Raw genomic sequence first — 15,364 nt, forward strand, 5'->3', positions numbered from 1 at the left:
TAAGTTATAATACATTAACTAGCATATTTAGTCAATCTAAATAAATAAAACCTCCTGCACTAGGAGGTTTATACTATTCATTCAAATCAACTTGATCACCAGTAACTAAGTAAATTGTCCATTCACAAATATTTGTTACGTGGTCTGCAACTCTTTCTAGGAACTTACATACAAATAAAAATTGAGTTGCCTGATTAACTGTGCTTGAATCTTTTGCCATTAGGCCTAACAATTCAGAAAAAACTTGTTTGTAAAGAGCATCTACCTTATCATCCATTTTACAAACTGCATAAGCTTTTTCTACATTTCCTTCAACATAGGCATCCAAGGCTTGCTTTATCATTTCCTTAACTATATCTGCTGCTTTAGGTATATCTATTAACTGCTTAATGTATTTTTCACCTTTAAGCCTTTTAGTAATTTTAGCTATATCTACTGCATGGTCAGCCATTCTCTCTAGGTCAGTAACTATTTTAGTAGTAGTAAATATATTTCTTAAATCAAGAGCTAGTGGCTGCTGAGTTGCTATTAATTTTATACATTTACCTTCTATTTCCCTTTGAAGTTCATCAACTAAATCATCATTGTCTATTACCTTATTTGCTTGTGCATCATCTTGATTTACTAGTGCTTCTATACACTCATATATCTGCTTTTCAACAATACTTCCCATTCTCAGTAAATCATTGTGAAGCTCCTGCAGGTTTGTATCGAAGGATCCTCTTGTCATTTACTCTCACCTCTTTATAAATAATTATTTATACATATATTATATCATCTTTAATATATTAAGTTTAACCAAATCTTCCAGTAATATAATCCTCAGTTCTCTTATCCCTTGGTTTGTAGAAAATATCTTCAGTTTTGTTATATTCGACTACTTCACCATTTAGGAAAAATGCGGTATTGTCTGATATTCTTCCTGCCTGCTGCATATTGTGGGTTACAATTATTACTGTATAATTCTTTTTAAGTTCATCCATAAGTTCTTCTACTTTTAAAGTTGAGATTGGATCTAGAGCTGAAGTTGGTTCATCCATTAAAAGTACATGTGGCTCTACAGCTAAAACTCTTGCTATACATACTCTTTGCTGCTGACCTCCAGATAAACCTAAGGCACTCTTTTTTAGTCTGTCCTTTACTTCATCCCATAGAGCTGCTCCTCTAAGACTTTTCTCTACTATTTCATCAAGCTTATTCTTATTTGTTATTCCATGAATTCTTGGTCCATATGCAATATTGTCATATATAGACATAGGGAAAGGGTTTGGCTTTTGAAATACCATACCAACTTTTTTTCTAAGCTCAATTACATCGTAATCTGTATATATATTTTTCCCCTCGTACAGCACTTCTCCTTCAATTCTAACACTATCAATTAAATCATTCATTCTATTTATTGTTCTTAAAAATGTAGATTTTCCGCAGCCAGACGGACCAATTAGTGCGGTAACAGCATTTTCCTCTATGTTAAGGCTAATATTTTTTAGTGCCTGTGAATTTCCATAAAATAAATTAAGACCTTTTGTTTCAATTATGCTCATCTTATTTCCCCCTTACTTTGTTCCTGTATATCTATTATAAAGTCTTTTTCCAAGCATTCTAGCAGATATATTAAATAGTAGTACCATAATTATTAAAACAGCTGAAGCACCATTTGCTATCTTTGCAGCATCTGGCACCATACCTTCAGAGTTCAATTTCCAAATGTGAACAGCTAATGTTTCTCCTGATCTAAATAAGCTAAATGCGGAACTCTTGCCCATTGAACCAAATTTTAATGCTGGAGCACTCATACCCGCTGTATATATTAAAGCTGCAGCTTCACCAAAAATTCTTCCTGAAGCCAATATTATACCTGTTATAATCTGAGGAAGTGCGGAGGGTAATATAACCTTTCGCATAGTCTGCCACTGTGTAGCCCCCAGTCCTAAGCTAGCTTCCTTAACACCCTTAGACGCTGCTCTAATAGCATCTTCGCTAACTCTGGTAAGTGCAGGCAAGTTTAATATGCTAACAACAAGTGCTCCTGACAGTAGTGTATATCCCCACTTTGTCATTTGAACAAAAACTAAAAGTCCAAATAAACCTACAACTATAGATGGAAGTGAGGACATAGTTTCAATACATAATCTTATAAAGTTCAAAAACTTACCTTCCTTTGCGTATTCTGCAAGATAAATTCCTGCTCCAATACCTAGTGGAACAGTAATTAATAGTGTAATAAAAAGCAAGTAAAATGAGTTAAATAATTGTCTTCCAATTCCGCTGCCTGCTTCTCCAAATTTAGGCTTTCCAAATAGGAATTTTAAATTAAGAGATTGTCTTCCATTGTATAATATATAACCTATAAATACCGCTAATAGAATCAATACAAATGCTGCAACTATATATAATATCACTGTAGCTATTTTATCTTTTAATTTAGCACTCATTAAACCTCACCTCTTTTACCTATTTTTCTTATAATTAATATGAATATAAAGGATATTATCAAAAGTAACAGAGCCATAGACCAGAGTGCATTATTCCATTCTGTACCTCCAACTGTATTAGCCATGTCCATAGTGAGTACACTTGTTAATGTTGAAGTTGTATTTAATAATCCCTTTGTCAAATTAATAGAGTTACCTATAACCATTTGAACAGCAAGTGCTTCACCAAAAGCTCTCGCAATTCCAAGTACTACTCCAGTTAAAATCCCAGATTTTGCAGCAGGAATAATTACTCTGCTGATTGTCTGCCACCTTGTTGCACCTAAACCATAGGAAGCCTCTATATACTCTCTTGGTATAGTTCTAATTGCATCAGAGGATATACTAGTGATAGTAGGTAAAATCATAATGCTTAATACTAGAATACCAGCAAGTAAGCTAAAACCTAACCCACCAAAGCTTGCCTTAATAAGTGGAACTAAAACTGTTATACCTATCCAACCATAAACTACAGAAGGGACTCCAACAAATAATTCCATAGCTGGCTGCAGTAATTTTGTTCCTAGCTTCGGAGATATCATATTCATAAATATAGCTAGTGCAACTCCTACTGGCGCACTTATAATTACAGCTCCTAAGGCAACAAAAGTTGAACCTGCAATAAAAATCAGTGTTCCAAACTGTGGTCCTCCTTTTTCTGGTCCTAAATCAGGCTTCCAGTTAGTTGAAAATAAGAATTGAATAATTGAATGTTTATCCTTCACGAATGTATTTAGTCCTTTGGAAGCTACGAAAAATATAATAGAAAGTGTAAGAATTACTATTAATAGTCCACAAAAGGTAGCAAATCCACGACCTAAATATTCATTTTTTAATTTAACGCCAAAACTCCTCTTCTCCATAATCATACCTCTTATATATTATTTGATTTGTATTTACATAACTTTAGACCGGCTGTAAAATGCAGCCAGTCTTATAAGCTATCTTGTAACTTTCATGTCCTTTACTGAAATGTATCCTAATTTATCAAGTATAGGTTTTACTTCGTCTTTTGACATATAATCTATATAAGCCTTTATAAGTTCTTTTGGCTCACCTTTAGTATACATGTGTTCATAGGACCATATTGGGTATTTTCCAGCAGTAATATTCTCTTTATTTGCATCTAATCCATCAAGCTTTAATACATTTATTGACTTTCTAACATCTGTAGTTAAATAGCTAAGTGCTAGATATCCTATTGAACCATCTGTTGATTGTATTGTCTTTTGAACTAACCCACTGGAATCCTCTTGAAGGCCTACTCCTTCAACTTCATCCTTACCATCAAGACCATACTTCTTAAAGGTTGCTCTTGTACCAGAAGACTTTGGTCTGTTTATTATTTGAATTTTCATGTCATCTCCACCAACTTCTTTCCAGTTAGTTACCTTCCCAGTGAATATATCTATAAGTTGAGCTTTTGTTAAGTTAGTTACCTTAACTTTGCTATTTGTAACTACTGCAAAACCAACTACTGCAACCTTGTGGTCTACAAGGACTTTAGCATCCTCTGCCTTAAGCTTTTCCTCTGCAAATATGTCTGAGTTTCCAATGTCAATAGAGCCTTGAGATACTTGAGTAAGTCCAGTTCCGCTTCCTCCGCCTTGTACATTAACAGTTACTCCTGGATTATTATCATTAAATTGCTTTGCAACTTGTTCAGCCAAAGGCTGAAGAGCAGTGGAACCTGCTGCCGTTATAGTTCCTGATAATTCTTTATTGTTTGCTGATTTTTCTTCTTTATTTCCACATCCTACAAAAGCACCTGCAACAAATGTTATTGAAAGTGCAGCAATAATAGCTTTTAGACCTGTCTTTTTCATATTTTTATTCCTCCAATTCATTTCATGCTTTAACGTTTCTACAATATTGATTATATATTGTTAAAGTTAATCGAATATTATCGTATTGTTAAGCATAATTAACATACATTAAAAGTAAACTACTTTTGAGTAATATATAAACTGATATTATTTTCCTCAATAGTATTAGCTTATATGTATAAACTTGATTTATTTTTGTAATATTTCTAACTTGTACTTAGTATTAAGTGTAAGAAATAAAAAAAGAACAGATTACTCTGTTCTATTAATTGGAATCTTTATAGTAAATTTTGTTCCTACTCCCAATTCACTTTCAACATCAATAGTGCCATTTAAGCTAAGTATTATATGTTTTACAATAGCAAGACCTAATCCAGTTCCCCCTTGAGCTCTAGATCTAGCTTTATCAACTCTGTAAAACCTTTCGAATATCCTTTCTTGATGCTCTTTAGTCATTCCTACTCCAGTATCTCGAACCGAAAGCACCACATTATTTTCTTCCACCTTTGTTTCAACAAATACCTTATCACTCTCTTCTGAATATTTTATAGCATTATCCACAAGGTTTAAAACCATCTGTTTAAACCTATCTCTATCCCCAACCAGCTCTGGTACTTTATCTCCTAAAATTTCTACATTGATTTTTTTAAGGTCAGCAGTGTTTTTAAGTAAGTTATACACATTTTCAATTATCTCATTAACGTTAATTGACTCAGTTTTGCTTTCACCATGCTGCTCTATATAGGAAAGTGTAAGAATATCATTTATAAGCCTTGTTAGTCTTTCGGCTTCGTCATCTATTATGTTAAGGAATTTTTCTTTTGTGGCAGCATCATCAACATATTTTAAAGTTTCAGCAAAGCCTTTAATTGAGGTTAATGGGGTTTTTAACTCGTGGGATACATTAGCCACAAATTCAGAACGCATATTTTCAAGTCTCTTTAAATCAGTAATATCCTGTACAACAGCAACTGTACCGATTAATCCCCACTCATTTCTTATGTCAGTGGTTTTTATTCTTAATTCCCTTTCCTTAGGCCACCATATTTTCAATTCTCTATTGTTTTCATGTTTATTTTTAAAGACTTCTTCAAGCTCAAAATTTCTTATAATATCTAATAGGTTTAATCCAATTATATCTCTATTTATTCCAAATATATCTTCTGCACAGGAATTAATCATTATAACCTTATTATTTTTATCTATTGCTATAACACCACTATCCATACTCTGCAGAATAGCACTAAGTCTGTTTTGTTTATCTGTTACGTCTTTTAAAGTATCCTGAAGTTTATCAGCCATATTATTAAAAGTTTTTGCAAGTTGTCCTATTTCATCATCCTTAATTGCCTTTACTCTTCTATCAAGTTCACCATAGGCTACCTGTGAAGTAATAAACTGCAGGTTTTTTATTGGCTCTAAAATAACTTGAGAAAATTTTAGTGAAACAGCCATAGCCATAGCTAAAACCAATATTACTGTTATAATATAATATCTTAAATATGTTTCTTCAAAGTTAGTTATAATCGCCATTGGCATAGAGCTTCTCATTATATAACCATCACCAAAGGCTGTAGCATAGTAGAGCATATTTTTATTTATTGAATGACTAAATCTTTCGCTAAACCCATTGCCAATTACCCTAGCATCTAGCACTTCTTTTCTGGTATTATGATTATCCATAGTTTCTCTATCGGCCACTGAATCATATATAACTTTTCCTTCTTTATCAATTAAGGTTACTCTAATATCTACTGAACTATAATTTTTTTTAAATAGAGTTTCTTTATCCTTAATATTTTCAGTATTAAAAAAGCTTATAAGCACATCATTATTTTGTTTTAAAGTCTTTTTGGTATTTTCAGTATACTGATGATTAATAATAATTGTAAATAGTGCAGTCAACACTATAAAGCTGCAGGTTAAAATTGATAATATAGTAAATATTAATTTCTTTTTCATCTTATTCACCTAAATTAAATCTGTATCCAACTCCCCTAATGGTTTCAATATACTTTGGATTCTTATCATCATCTTCTATTTTTTGTCTCAAGTGCCTTATATGCACATCTACTGTTCTAGTTTCACCTATATACTCATATCCCCATATTTTATCTAGTAAAAAGTCTCTTGTCATAACCCTGCCCTTATTTTTTATAAGAATTTCTAACAATTCAAATTCCTTTAATGTTAATTCTACCTTTTTAGCATCCTTCAATACCTCATGTTTTTCAAAATCAACTACAATATTATCGAATTTAAAGGACTTTTCAACTGGCTGAAATGTTGTTCTCCTTAAAACTGCTTTTACCCTTGCAGTAAGTTCTCTTACTGAAAAAGGTTTGGTAATGTAATCATCAGCTCCAAGCTCAAGTCCAAGTATTCTGTCCAATTCTTCACCTTTAGCAGTTATCATTATAATTGGAATATTTGAGATATTATTGTCCTTTCTTATCTCTTTACAAACCTCAAACCCATCCATGCCAGGTAACATTAAATCTAGCAAAACTAAATCAGGATGCTCATTTTTTACAAGCTTTAGAGCCTCTATACCATTACCAGAACACAATACCTTGTACCCCATATTTTCCAGGTTAAACTTTATCAATTCCTGTATATGCTCTTCATCATCTACGATAATTACTTTTTCCTGAGACATAATATACCTCCTCATTTTTTCTTTTTGAGTTATGTAAATTTATATTATCTTAATATTATAAATGAGAACATTCTACCGCTTTCATTAGCGGCTTTTCTGTAAGAGTGAAGTTTATAATCTGTATTGCAAAAGGTACACATATCCAAAGTATGAATGTTAGTCTTTTGCACCCCTTTACTTAGTAACTGGGCTTTAATACAGGCTTCTAAATCTAAGTTTTTACCTTTTGAAATTTCTATGTTACTATACAGGTTATGCTTTTTAAAATTAGAAATTAGGTTTTCTCCAACCTCATAGCAACAAACTTTATTATGTGGTCCAATATATGCTGTAATATTTTCAGGCTTAGAGTTATAGGTATTTTTCAAAGCATCTATAGTTTTAGGGACAATATCAGCTAGTGTGCCCTTCCACCCACTATGAACAGCAGCTATTGAATGCTTCTCCAAATCATAAAGTAAAACAGGCACACAATCGGCAGTAAAAACTCCTATAGCAATATTTTTATTATTAGTTATTAAGGCATCACCTATGTAGGTACTGCCATCATATTTGTATATCTTATCACTGTGAATTTGTTCTAAGTATCCAACTGAATCAACATTAAACCATTTCTTAAGCTTTTCTATATTAAAAATTCCCTGTTCCCCATCTATCTTAAAGTTAAGCTTTCCTTCAGCAGTAGAGAAAACACATTCCATCCCTGTTTCTTTAAATGAAATAAACTTATAATTTTCAATATTAGTTTCCACTCGTTTCACCTACCCATACTAACATTATTTTAACATTAATAGCAAATAAGCTGTAGTAAATAAAAATCTTTTAACTAAATTAACTAATTCTTAACATAATAAAAATGCCCATAGGGCATTATTTAGTAATCATCAAATTTTTAATTTCCTCCATAAAGGTATTGATATCTTTGAATTGTCTGTATACAGATGCAAACCTTACATAAGATACTTCATCAATATCCTTTAAATAAGACATTATCATTTCTCCAATATATTCTGATTTGACTTCAGTTAGCATTTGATTACTGAGCTGCTTTTCAACTTCATTAGCTATTTCTTCAATTTGTGCTCTAGAAACAGGCCTTTTTTGGCATGCTTTTAAAACTCCATTTATTATTTTTGACTTATCAAAACTTTCTCGATTAGAATTCTTTTTTATAACTAAAATTGGAATATCCTCAATTTTTTCATAAGTAGTGTATCTTTTAGAACACTTAAGACATTCTCTTCTTCTTCTTATGGCCATATCATCCTCAGTAGACCTAGAGTCTACCACTTTACTTTCTTCATGGTTGCAGAAAGGACACTTCACTTTGCTCACACACCCTTTTGTCAAAATAGTTGTTAATAATTATTATACCTCTGATTCTAAATATTTTCTACTCCTTATCGTCAAGATTCAGATCGCTGCCATCAATTAAAACTACATCTATCCCTACTTTTGTTACCTTTTCCCACGGAATTTCTATTCCTTCAGATTTACCAAACCATGACACCTTCTGATCTGGAAGAATGATAGATATAATTTTATATTCATTACAATCTATTTTCAAGTCTTTTATATATCCTAGCTTTGCTCCTGTGGAAGTATCAATAACTTCCATGGATCTTAAGTTTCCTATTGAATATAATGACTTTTCCATATAAATTCCCACCTTCGTTAAAATTTTATAAATCACCTTATAAATTTATATGAATAATCACTATGTAAAATGCATTTTTTGAAAATAAAATAAAAAAGAGCCAAAATTGGCTCTAAACATACTTTCTCATATGTCTTAATGCAGTTTTTTCAAGTCTTGATACCTGTGCTTGTGAAATTCCTATTTCATCAGCAACTTCCATTTGAGTTCTTCCATCAAAAAATCTTAATGTAAGTATTAATTTTTCTCTATCATTTAGTTTTTTCATGGCTTCTTTTATGGAAATATTTTCAAGCCAGGACTCATCTATATTTTTACTATCGCTGATTTGATCCATAACATATATGGCATCTCCGCCATCATGATAAATTGGTTCAAACAATGATACAGGATCTTGTATAGCATCAAGTGCAAATACCACTTCTTCTCTTGGTACCTTAAGTTCCTTTGCTATTTGCGAAATAGTTGGCTCTTTGTTGTTTTCATTTACTAGTTTATCTCTAACCTGCAGGGCTCTGTATGCTATGTCTCTTAATGACCTGCTTACTCTTATTGAGTTGTTATCACGCAAATATCTTCTTATTTCACCAATTATCATTGGAACTGCATATGTAGAAAATTTTACATTCTGAGATAAGTCAAAATTATCAATAGCTTTGATAAGGCCAATGCATCCAACTTGAAATAAATCGTCAACATTTTCTCCTCTATTATTGAATCTTTGTATTACGCTCAGCACCAGTCTTAGGTTCCCTCTAATAAACTTCTCTCTGGATTCTTGGTCACCATCCTTCATACTCATTAAAAGCCTTCTCATCTCAGCTTCCTTTAAAACTGGTAGCTTTGCAGTGTTCACGCCGCAAATTTCAACTTTATTTATCATCATGTAGTATCAGCCCCTTTTGAATAGTCGCATTTAAATTATCTCCCTTTGGGGCAATTTTATACTAAAGACAACCTTAAATCATTTTATTTATTTCCTTCTTTAATCTTTTAATTATTCTCTTTTCCAGCCTGGATATATAGGACTGTGAAATTCCAAGCATATCGGCAACTTCCTTTTGAGTTTTCTCACCCTGTCCATTAAGCCCAAACCTTAGCTGAACTATCTCTTTTTCTCTAATGCTTAGCTTCTTCATAGCCACCAGCAAAAGCTGCTTATCCACTTCATCTTCTATCAGGTTATATACAGAATCATTTTCTGTGCCTAAAATATCAGAAAGCAATAGTTCGTTACCATCCCAATCAATGTTCAGAGGTTCATAAAAAGAAATTTCTGCCTTCACCTTGCTGTTTCTTCTTAGATACATAAGTATTTCATTTTCAATACATCTTGAGCCATATGTAGCTAGCTTTATCTTCTTATTTGGATCAAAGGTATTAACTGCCTTTATGAGTCCAATAGTTCCAACTGATATTAAATCTTCAACATTAACCCCTGTATTTTCGAATTTCCTTGCAATGTATACTACTAATCTAAGGTTTCTTTCTATAAGTATGGAGCGTACACTCTCATCTCCTGTAACTAGCTTGCAAACAAGGTCATCCTCTTCTTCCTTGCTCAAAGGAGGTGGAAGCGCATCATTACCACCTATATAATATACCTTTTTTGCAAACCATTTAAATCGTATTAGTATCCTATTCAATAATATTTTTAACTTAAACATAATTTCCCCCCATACTCTAAATAATTCCTCGAGATAGTAGTGCATCATAGTCGTTATAATTGCTTAGTTTATTATCACAGAATGCAACTATTACCTCTGCATATTGAACTTTATTCCCATAATATACCTCAACATGGTCAGGTTTGAACCCCTGCATTTTATCTGAATAGCCATTTACTACCTGATACGGAATATAAAATTTATCATATTTTTCTAAATTAACATCCAGCATAGCTTCCTTTTCTACAATAATAACCGGCAGATTTGTTGCTGGTTCTCTCAATTCATTACCGGTATCTAAAAACGCCTTAACTCTCTTTTTATTATCCTTTGTAACAATGTCCACTATAAATATAAGAGTACTTATATCTCTTCTATCTTTAATAAAAACCACTAGTCTATGTATAATCAAATAAACAATCATTAAGGAAATTAATAGCCATTCATAAGGAAAACTATATATAACACTTGAGAATTCTGGTTCGTTTCCTCTACTTATATTCAAATAAAAGCAAACTCCCGCTAGGAGCATAGAGTATAGTATAAAGATGCCAGTAATTTTTAAATTAACTATTACGTCCCGTTGTTTGAAGCAAATCAAAATCATAACAATTGATACAGCAATTTTAAATGGTAATGTTGTAAAAATAACTGCCTTAGGATACAATAATGCAATTACGTATAAACTTCCTAGAAAACTTGACAAAACTAAATTTCTATTCTTAGATGGAATTTTAACTGTTTGAGAAGTTATATCCAACAGAAAATAGTTTACAATGAAGTTCACTAATAGCAAAGTATCTAAATATACTACCACTCCTCCTCCCTCCTTTAAATTTATTATATACCTGCAAACTTCAAAATTTTGTCATTTTATAAATGTATGCCTCATTTTTATAACTCAAAAAACGGGAATATTTTACATTTACATAGACTAATATTCATTCAAAAAAAGCGATGTAGCAAAAAAAGAGCAATGAAATATTATCATCTGCTCAATTCTAGCTTATTTATTTCAAAAAAATAAAAAGGATGTCAAAGTTTAGACATCCTCATTATTATTTTATCTCTTTTTTCTTCTTAAAAATGCAGGTATTTCAATATCACTTTCTAGGTATTCTTCCTTTTCTAGAGTTAAAGCAGCTTCTTCTTTACCTGGTACAGCTTTGCTTCCAGGGATTTCTTTCTTTAATTCTTCAAAACCAGTTGCTATAACAGTTATTCTAATTTCATCCTTAAGATTTTCATCGATAACTGCACCTACAATTATATTAGCATCAGGGTCTGCTGCATTTTGAACAATTTCTGCAGCTTCATTCATTTCTATAAGTGAAAAGTCCGGTCCACCCGTTATGTTAAGTAACACTCCAGTAGCGCCAATAATTGAAGTTTCTAATAAAGGACTTGATATAGCTTGTTTAGCCGCATCTTGTGCTCTATTATCACCTTTTCCAAGACCAGTCCCCATATGAGCTAGGCCTCTATTTAACATAATAGTTCTAACATCTGCAAAGTCAAGATTAACAAGACCTGGTATTGTAATAAGGTCTGAAATCCCCTGTACACCTTGTCTTAACACATCATCAGCCAACTTGAAGGACTCAGTTAAAGGAGTCTTCTTATCAACTATGGAAAGAAGTCTTTCATTTGGTATGGTTACAAGAGTATCAACCTTTTCTTTAAGACTATTTATGCCCATTTCAGCATGAAGCATTCTTTTTCTTCCTTCAAATGGGAATGGCTTTGTTACTACACCTACAGTTAAAATTCCCATAGATTTTGCTATCTCAGCAATTACAGGAGCAGAACCTGTTCCTGTACCACCGCCCATACCTGCGGTAATAAATACCATATCAGCACCTTTTATAGCTTGTGCAATTTCTTCTTTACTCTCTTCTGCGGCCTTTTGTCCGATTTCAGGATTTGCTCCTGCTCCTAGACCTTTAGTTAATTTATCACCTATTTGTATCTTCTGAGATGCTTGTGAAAGCATTAAAGCTTGTTTATCTGTATTAATAGCGATAAACTCCACATTTTTTAGACCATTTTTAATCATTCTATTAACAGCGTTGTTACCACCGCCACCGCATCCGATAACTTTTATTTGTGCAAATTGTTGAATTTCAACATCAAAATCAAGCACAGTAATACCTCCTTATTAAAAAAATTCTACAAAAAAGTTCTTAATTTTTGTTATGACACTGCTACCTTCACTGGTATTTTCTTTTTCTTTATATGCTGCAAATGAACCTTTACTACTTAGTTCACTATTGCTCTCAGCTACATTTGTAAGCTTTAAACAGCTTACTGCATCCTTTATGACTCCAACAGCAGCTGCATATGTAGGACTAGAAGCACCAACATATTCAGGTATCCCTATTCTAATAGGCTTACTCAAAATATTATCGCCAAATTCACTAATACCTTTAAATAATGAAATGCCTCCTCCAACAATAACTATACCTGATATTTCGTCATAATAATTATTTTCTTTAAGCTTTTTATAAATAAAATAAAATAATTCCTCAACTCTAGCCTGAATAATTTCTGTAAGCATAATGTAGTCAACCTGCACTACATTATTATATCCTGCATTTACAGTAATTTTCTCATCATAGGGTTTTACTGCATTTTGTACGCTTCCATACTTGATTTTTAATTTTTCAGCCTCAGTAGCTGAAATCTTTAAGCAAAGAGAAATATCATTAGTTATAGTACTTCCACCAAGTGGAATCGTAGATGTATTTACTAAATTTCCACCCTTATAAATAGAAATATCTATTGTTTCAGCTCCAACATCTACAAGTGCTGTACCAAGTGACATTTCTTCCTTTGTAAGTACTACTTGTGATATTGCTACTGATTCTAATACTATTCCATTAATATCAAGTCCTGATTTAGATACACTCTTGCAAATATTATTAACTATAGTTGCTTGAGCTGCAATTAACTTAGCATCAACTTCCAGCCTCAAGCCTGACATTCCAATAGGGTCCTTTATATTTTCATAGCCATCTACTATAAACTGCTCAGGTAATATACCAATAATAGCTTTGTCTGAAGGTATAGCAACCACTTTCGCAGCTTTTATAACCCTATCAACATCACCATTCTTTATTTCTCTATCATCAGATGAAACAGCAACAACACCTTTACTAGGAATTAACTCGCTTATTCCACCTGGCAAGCAAATATATGCGCCGTGTATTTGAGTATCTACCATTCTCTCTAATTGTTCAATACAATTTTTTATGGAATCAGAGGTGCTGTCAATGTCAACAACTACTCCCTTTTTGAGTCCAACACAAGGTACAGATGTAATACCAACAATTTGCATCCTACCTTGTTTATCTACTCTGCCAACTGCAGCACAAACTTTTGAAGATCCAATATCAATTCCGACTATGTAATCACTCATTCAGCCTCTTCCCCCCTTACAAGAGAACCCTTAAGTTATATATTCAACACAAATATTTTTTTTCCTCTTAAAATTATTTATTTTTTATCATATTTTAATTTTTTTTGTAATATAATTTTAAATACAGATAAAAATTAATAAAAAAAAAGGAAAAGTTTAAAACTTTTCCTTTAACCTTTAATTAACTTTTTCCAAATCTGTTATATTAACACTTCTTGTATGTACTGTGTGACTCCATTCTTTTTTATTTCTATCAATTATTCCTTGTATAGAAATTGGAAGCCAAGTAATAGCATACACTGGGTATAGTAAATAATAGATAAATATTTTAAAGTTCAATTTTTTTTCTAATACTAAAATAAATGGAGTATAAATAAACTGAAGTATTCCAACCAATAAGGCTACTATAGTTATCAAATTATACTGAGCGACATTTAAGGAATTTAATACAGCCCCACTTTGAATTTTATCAAGTTGACCCATAAAATTCATGCCTTTATCAATACCGCTTAGTATCATTGCAAGTCCCAAAAGTATTGTGACAATTGGCTGTATACTATATAGCGCACAATCAAGGGCGGTAATGCTGCGTTCTTTAATGGCCTTTTTAAGAAGTTTAAAGAAGTATCTGCTTGATACATCAGCAAACCCTTGCATCCATCTTTTTCTCTGCCACCAAGACTGAGCGAGTCCTAAAGGTTTTTCATCATAGATTACTGCCTCATGTGCCCAACCTACCTTGTATCCATTTAGAACTAATTTACATGTAAACTCTAAGTCCTCAGTTAGACAAGTTGCACCCCATCCTAATTCTTTAAGAATAGTGGTATCTATGCAAAAACCTGTTCCACCTAATTGATTTGATAAACCTAAGTTTCTTCTTGAAAGCTGAAACATTCTATTTGAAGTCCAAAAGGAAATGGAATAACTTCCAGTAATCCATGTGTCTGTAGGGTTTTTGCTGTCTAAGTATCCTTGAACAACCTTATATCCTTCACATAATTTTTTGTTCATTTCTTTTAAGAAGTTCTTTGAAGCTAAATTGTCAGCATCAAATATTACTACTGAGTCATACTTTTTTTCCATCTTGAAAAGCCTGTCAAACATCCATTCTAATGCATAGCCTTTTCCTTTTTTTGTTTTGTTAAATCTCTCACATACTATAGCCCCTGCTTCTCTAGCCTTTAATGCAGTATTATCACTACAGTTGTCAGCAATTACAAAAATATCATAGAGCTCTTTAGGATAATCTAGTCTTTTCAAACTAACTACAATATCTTGAATAACTGTTTCCTCATTATGCGCAGCTACCAAAAGTGCAAAGCTCTTTACAGGTTTTGTATCGTTATTTTCTTTTTTTCTATAAATACCAAAAAATGAAATACATAAATAGTACATTGAGATTACAAAAACTACATTAGTGAGTGCAGTATAACTAACGCGCAATATTGTATTTAAAATATCCAATATCAATCCCCCCTAGTTCACACATATTTTAGCACAAAAATAATTTAATTACTATAGAATTTTTAATAATTATTATTTTTTTTGATTTCAATAGAAAATCAAATTAATAAAGAGCAATAATTAGCATCAACTGAATATTCTTAATTTTTCAGTATTTTTAAACTTTACACATTATACTTACTATTCTATACTATAA

The 15,364-nt window shown here is 32.1% G+C and carries 16 protein-coding genes; all 16 read right to left on the reverse strand.

Annotated features, from left to right (window positions below; genetic code table 11):
• Positions 1-73: 73 nt before the first annotated feature.
• Positions 74-730, reverse strand: a complete 657-nt coding sequence (gene phoU / locus bsdE14_RS21840) for a phosphate signaling complex protein PhoU (protein WP_264852143.1) — start codon at positions 728-730, stop codon at positions 74-76.
• Between the two features lie 64 nt (positions 731-794).
• Positions 795-1,544 carry a phosphate ABC transporter ATP-binding protein PstB gene (pstB, locus tag bsdE14_RS21845; protein ID WP_264852144.1) on the reverse strand — a complete coding sequence of 250 codons (750 nt, stop codon included), beginning with the start codon at positions 1,542-1,544 and terminating at the stop codon, positions 795-797.
• A gap of 12 nt (positions 1,545-1,556) precedes the next feature.
• A complete protein-coding gene (gene pstA / locus bsdE14_RS21850) occupies positions 1,557-2,435 on the reverse strand; it encodes a phosphate ABC transporter permease PstA (RefSeq protein ID WP_264852145.1) in 879 nt (292 codons plus the stop codon).
• Positions 2,435-3,337 carry a phosphate ABC transporter permease subunit PstC gene (pstC, locus tag bsdE14_RS21855; RefSeq protein ID WP_264852146.1) on the reverse strand — a complete coding sequence of 301 codons (903 nt, stop codon included), beginning with the start codon at positions 3,335-3,337 and terminating at the stop codon, positions 2,435-2,437. The genes pstA and pstC overlap by 1 nt, the downstream gene beginning before the upstream one ends.
• Before the next feature lie 78 nt (positions 3,338-3,415).
• Complete coding sequence (locus bsdE14_RS21860; RefSeq protein WP_264852148.1) at positions 3,416-4,300, reverse strand: phosphate ABC transporter substrate-binding protein; 885 nt, start codon at positions 4,298-4,300, stop codon at positions 3,416-3,418.
• A gap of 252 nt (positions 4,301-4,552) precedes the next feature.
• On the reverse strand, positions 4,553-6,262 hold the full coding sequence (pnpS, locus tag bsdE14_RS21865; protein ID WP_264852149.1) for a two-component system histidine kinase PnpS: 1,710 nt from the start codon (positions 6,260-6,262) through the stop codon (positions 4,553-4,555).
• Between the two features lies 1 nt (position 6,263).
• Positions 6,264-6,959, reverse strand: a complete 696-nt coding sequence (locus tag bsdE14_RS21870) for a response regulator transcription factor (RefSeq protein WP_264852150.1) — start codon at positions 6,957-6,959, stop codon at positions 6,264-6,266.
• A 44-nt stretch (positions 6,960-7,003) separates the two neighbouring features.
• Positions 7,004-7,711 carry a peptidoglycan editing factor PgeF gene (gene pgeF / locus bsdE14_RS21875; protein WP_264852151.1) on the reverse strand — a complete coding sequence of 236 codons (708 nt, stop codon included), beginning with the start codon at positions 7,709-7,711 and terminating at the stop codon, positions 7,004-7,006.
• 118 nt (positions 7,712-7,829) lie between these two features.
• Complete coding sequence (nrdR, locus tag bsdE14_RS21880) at positions 7,830-8,285, reverse strand: transcriptional regulator NrdR (protein ID WP_264852323.1); 456 nt, start codon at positions 8,283-8,285, stop codon at positions 7,830-7,832.
• A 67-nt stretch (positions 8,286-8,352) separates the two neighbouring features.
• Positions 8,353-8,616: a YlmC/YmxH family sporulation protein gene (locus tag bsdE14_RS21885; RefSeq protein WP_264852152.1), complete on the reverse strand. Its 264-nt coding sequence runs from the start codon at positions 8,614-8,616 to the stop codon at positions 8,353-8,355.
• A 112-nt stretch (positions 8,617-8,728) separates the two neighbouring features.
• Complete coding sequence (gene sigG, locus bsdE14_RS21890) at positions 8,729-9,502, reverse strand: RNA polymerase sporulation sigma factor SigG (protein WP_264852153.1); 774 nt, start codon at positions 9,500-9,502, stop codon at positions 8,729-8,731.
• A 73-nt stretch (positions 9,503-9,575) separates the two neighbouring features.
• Positions 9,576-10,283: an RNA polymerase sporulation sigma factor SigE gene (gene sigE, locus bsdE14_RS21895; RefSeq protein WP_435382600.1), complete on the reverse strand. Its 708-nt coding sequence runs from the start codon at positions 10,281-10,283 to the stop codon at positions 9,576-9,578.
• Between the two features lie 16 nt (positions 10,284-10,299).
• Positions 10,300-11,100 (reverse strand): sigma-E processing peptidase SpoIIGA, encoded by an 801-nt coding sequence (spoIIGA, locus tag bsdE14_RS21900; RefSeq protein WP_264852154.1) that lies wholly within the window; start codon positions 11,098-11,100, stop codon positions 10,300-10,302.
• A gap of 246 nt (positions 11,101-11,346) precedes the next feature.
• A complete protein-coding gene (ftsZ, locus tag bsdE14_RS21905) occupies positions 11,347-12,426 on the reverse strand; it encodes a cell division protein FtsZ (RefSeq protein ID WP_264852155.1) in 1,080 nt (359 codons plus the stop codon).
• Between the two features lie 15 nt (positions 12,427-12,441).
• Complete coding sequence (gene ftsA / locus bsdE14_RS21910) at positions 12,442-13,701, reverse strand: cell division protein FtsA (protein WP_264852156.1); 1,260 nt, start codon at positions 13,699-13,701, stop codon at positions 12,442-12,444.
• A gap of 177 nt (positions 13,702-13,878) precedes the next feature.
• The gene (locus bsdE14_RS21915) at positions 13,879-15,168 is read right to left on the reverse strand and encodes a glycosyltransferase family 2 protein (RefSeq protein WP_264852157.1); all 1,290 of its coding nucleotides are present in this window, start codon (positions 15,166-15,168) and stop codon (positions 13,879-13,881) included.
• Positions 15,169-15,364 lie beyond the last annotated feature (196 nt).

Origin of the sequence: Clostridium omnivorum, from assembly GCF_026012015.1 — a bacterium.
GTDB classification, from domain to species: domain Bacteria; phylum Bacillota; class Clostridia; order Clostridiales; family Clostridiaceae; genus Clostridium_AX; species Clostridium_AX omnivorum.

Bases quoted from the DNA above. Each gene is read 5' to 3' on its own strand.
- ftsA (WP_264852156.1), bottom strand. From the start codon at position 13,701: ATGAGTGATTACATAGTCGGAATTGATATTGGATCTTCAAAAGTTTGT.
- sigE (WP_435382600.1), bottom strand. From the start codon at position 10,283: ATGTTTAAGTTAAAAATATTATTGAATAGGATACTAATACGATTTAAA.
- pnpS (WP_264852149.1), bottom strand. From the start codon at position 6,262: ATGAAAAAGAAATTAATATTTACTATATTATCAATTTTAACCTGCAGC.
- phoU (WP_264852143.1), bottom strand. From the start codon at position 730: ATGACAAGAGGATCCTTCGATACAAACCTGCAGGAGCTTCACAATGAT.
- bsdE14_RS21860 (WP_264852148.1), bottom strand. From the start codon at position 4,300: ATGAAAAAGACAGGTCTAAAAGCTATTATTGCTGCACTTTCAATAACA.
- sigG (WP_264852153.1), bottom strand. From the start codon at position 9,502: ATGATGATAAATAAAGTTGAAATTTGCGGCGTGAACACTGCAAAGCTA.
- bsdE14_RS21885 (WP_264852152.1), bottom strand. From the start codon at position 8,616: ATGGAAAAGTCATTATATTCAATAGGAAACTTAAGATCCATGGAAGTT.
- pstB (WP_264852144.1), bottom strand. From the start codon at position 1,544: ATGAGCATAATTGAAACAAAAGGTCTTAATTTATTTTATGGAAATTCA.
- pstC (WP_264852146.1), bottom strand. From the start codon at position 3,337: ATGGAGAAGAGGAGTTTTGGCGTTAAATTAAAAAATGAATATTTAGGT.
- pstA (WP_264852145.1), bottom strand. From the start codon at position 2,435: ATGAGTGCTAAATTAAAAGATAAAATAGCTACAGTGATATTATATATA.
- bsdE14_RS21870 (WP_264852150.1), bottom strand. From the start codon at position 6,959: ATGTCTCAGGAAAAAGTAATTATCGTAGATGATGAAGAGCATATACAG.